Origin of the sequence: Pseudomonas sp. R62, assembly GCF_000257605.1 — a bacterium.
Lineage (GTDB): Bacteria > Pseudomonadota > Gammaproteobacteria > Pseudomonadales > Pseudomonadaceae > Aquipseudomonas > Aquipseudomonas atacamensis.
Window position 1 is genome coordinate 2,163,554 of sequence record NZ_JH635999.1, and the last position, 3,239, is coordinate 2,166,792.

3 protein-coding genes are annotated in these 3,239 nt (G+C 60.4%); 2 read left to right on the forward strand and 1 reads right to left on the reverse strand.

All coding sequences use genetic code 11. The features are described 5' to 3' along the window. Positions 1-1,628, reverse strand: a 1,628-nt coding sequence (locus OQK_RS27560) for a glutamine--tRNA ligase/YqeY domain fusion protein (protein ID WP_016775294.1), incomplete at its 3' end; no start/stop codon positions are given. A 251-nt stretch (positions 1,629-1,879) separates the two neighbouring features. On the opposite strand from OQK_RS27560, the gene OQK_RS27565 reads away from it, so the two are divergent. Continuing rightward, entirely contained in the window at positions 1,880-2,386 is a 507-nt protein-coding gene (locus OQK_RS27565; RefSeq protein WP_038862220.1) for a peptidylprolyl isomerase, read from the forward strand. Beyond that, the gene (lpxH, locus tag OQK_RS27570) at positions 2,383-3,129 is read left to right on the forward strand and encodes a UDP-2,3-diacylglucosamine diphosphatase (protein ID WP_016775296.1); all 747 of its coding nucleotides are present in this window, start codon (positions 2,383-2,385) and stop codon (positions 3,127-3,129) included. Before OQK_RS27565 ends, lpxH begins: the two co-directional genes overlap by 4 nt. The last annotated feature ends 110 nt before the right edge of the window (positions 3,130-3,239 follow it).

Sequence of the window (3,239 nt, forward strand, 5' to 3'; positions counted from 1 at the left end):
AGGTCTGCGACGAAGTAGCCTTCGCGCTCGAACTGGAAACGGTCTTCCGGCTGTGCGTTGCCGAGCGATGGCTCAGCGCGACAACCGGTCAGCACTTGCAGCGAGTCAGGGTTGATGTTGTCGAGGAAGCTGGCGCTGTCTTCGGCCTTCTCCGGGTTCGGCGAACGGAACAGGCGATCGTACAGACGCACTTCGCACTCGACGCTGGCGGCGGCCGGCACCCAGTGGATCACGCCTTTGACCTTGCGCCCTTCCGGGTTCTTGCCGAGGGTGTCCGGGTCGTACGAGCAACGCAGTTCGACGATGTTGCCGTCGGCGTCCTTGATCGCTTCGTCGGCGCGGATCACGTAGCTGCCGCGCAGACGCACTTCACCGGCCGGTTCCAGGCGCTTGTAGCCCTTCGGCGGCTCTTCCATGAAGTCTTCACGGTCAATGTAGATTTCCCGGGCAAACGGCAGCGCGCGCACGCCCATGTCTTCTTTCGGATGGCGTGGCAGTTCGAGGTTTTCGACCTGGCCTTCCGGGTAGTTGGTGATGACCACTTTCAGCGGACGCAGCACGCACATGGCGCGCGGTGCGCTGTGGTCGAGGTCGTCACGAATGCTGAATTCGAGCATGCCGAAATCGACCACGCCGTCGGAACGGTTGGTGCCGATCATTTCGCAGAAGTTGCGGATCGATTTCGGCGTGTAGCCACGGCGGCGGAAGCCCGACAGCGTGGACATCCGCGGATCGTCCCAGCCATTGACGTGCTTCTCGTCAACCAGTTGCTTGAGCTTGCGCTTGCTGGTGATCGTGTAGTTCAGGTTCAGGCGGCTGAATTCGTACTGGCGCGGGTTCGCCGGCACCGGCAGGTTCTCCAGGAACCATTCGTACAGCGGGCGATGGCTTTCGAACTCGAGGGTGCAGATCGAATGCGTGATGCCTTCGATGGCGTCCGACTGCCCATGGGTGAAGTCGTAGTTCGGATAGATGCACCACTTGTCGCCGGTCTGGTGGTGATGCGCGTGACGGATGCGATACATGATCGGGTCGCGCAGGTTCATGTTCGGCGAGGCCATGTCGATCTTCGCCCGCAGCACGCGCGCGCCGTCGGGGAATTCACCGGCCTTCATGCGCGCGAACAGGTCGAGGTTTTCCTCAACCGAACGGTCACGGAACGGGCTGTTCTTGCCCGGTTCGGTCAGGCTGCCACGGTATTCCTTGGCCTGCTCCGGGGTAAGGTCGTCGACGTAGGCCTTGCCGGCCTTGATCAGCTCGACGGCCCAGTCGTGCAATTGATCGAAATACTGCGAGGCGTAGCGCACTTCACCGGACCATTCGAAGCCCAGCCATTTGACGTCGCTTTCGATGGCGTCGATGTATTCCTGATCTTCCTTGGCCGGGTTGGTGTCGTCAAAACGCAGGTGCGTGACGCCGCCGAACTCCTGGGCCAGGCCGAAGTTGACGCAGATCGACTTGGCGTGGCCGATGTGCAGGTAGCCGTTGGGCTCCGGCGGGAAGCGAGTCACGATCTGGGTGTGCTTGCCCGAGTCCAGGTCTGCCTGGATGATCGGCCGCAGGAAGTTGACCGGCACGGCAGGGCCGGACTTGGCATTCGAGGTAGGGTCGACAGTGGGCTTGCTCATAGGATCCTTGACGTACAGGTGCGCGGCCGCAAAGAGGGGCCAGACAAAACAAAGCCGCTATCATAGCCGATGCTGTCAAGGGCCTGACAGAGCAGCTCTTATAAAGGCACGCATTTAATCGCCGGGAAATGAAAAACCGCCTCGAAATTCGCGCCTGTCACGCTAAACTGCGCACCTTGGCCGAAGCAGGCTGAACCGGTTGTGGGGCTCAATGTCCCAGAACCACGAATTCCCTATGAAGAGTAATGACCATGACTCAAGTCAAACTGACCACCAACCATGGCGACATCGTCATCGAACTGAACGCTGAAAAGGCGCCGATCACCGTTGCCAACTTCATCGAGTACGTCAACGCCGGTCACTACACCAACACCGTATTCCACCGCGTCATCGGCAACTTCATGATCCAGGGCGGCGGTTTCGAGCCAGGCATGAAAGAGAAGAAAGACAAGCGTGCAAGCATCCAGAACGAAGCGGACAACGGTCTCTCCAACGACAAATACACCGTCGCCATGGCCCGCACCATGGAGCCGCATTCGGCTTCGGCACAGTTCTTCATCAACGTCGCCGACAACACCTTCCTCAACCACAGCGGCAAGACCACTCAGGGCTGGGGCTACGCGGTATTCGGTAAAGTGACCGCCGGCACCGACGTTGTCGACAAGATCAAAGGCGTGTCGACCACTTCCAAGGCCGGCCACCAGGACGTACCAGCAGACGACGTGATCATCGAGAAAGCCGAGATCATCGCAGCGTGATATTGCTGATTTCAGACTTGCATCTGGAAGAGGAGCGCCCGGACATTACCCGGGCGTTTCTGGATTTGCTCGCCGGACGCGCCCGCTCGGCGAGTGCGTTGTACATCCTCGGCGACTTCTTCGAGGCATGGATTGGCGACGACGCCATGACGCCCTTTCAGCGTTCCATCTGCCAGGCCCTGCGCGATTTGAGCGACAGCGGCACGGCCATCTTTCTGATGCACGGCAATCGCGATTTCATGCTCGGCAAGGCCTTCTGCAAACAGGCCGGATGCACCTTGCTGAAGGATCCGAGTGTCGTGCAGTTCTACGGCGAGCCGGTGCTGCTGATGCACGGCGACAGCCTGTGCACCCGCGACGTTGGCTACATGAAGCTGCGCCGCTACCTGCGCAACCCGATTACCCTGTTCATCCTCCGTCACCTGCCGCTGAGCAGCCGCCACAAACTGGCGCGCAAGCTACGCAGCGAAAGCCGTGCGCAGACGCGGATGAAGGCCAATGACATTGTCGATGTCACCCCGGAAGAGATTCCGCGAGTGATGCAGGCATTCGGCGTGAAGACTCTGATCCACGGCCACACCCACCGCCCGGCAATTCACAAGTTGCAGCTTGGTGAGCAGGCGGCGAAGCGGATTGTGCTGGGGGATTGGGATCGTCAGGGTTGGGCGTTGCAGGTCGATGAGAGTGGGTATGCCTTGGCGCCGTTCGATTTCGCCCCGCCGCTGGCATTGCCGCACGGCTGAAGAGCTTTACCCCCTCACCCCAGCCCTCTCCCCCAGGGGGGCGAGGGGGAAAGGGAGCCGATCTTCATGCTATCCAAACCTGAGTTCGACTGAAGTCTGGCAGGTCGATG

Excerpts from the sequence above, each read along its gene's own strand:
- OQK_RS27565 (WP_038862220.1), top strand. The coding sequence starts at position 1,880 with ATGACTCAAGTCAAACTGACCACCAACCATGGCGACATCGTCATCGAA.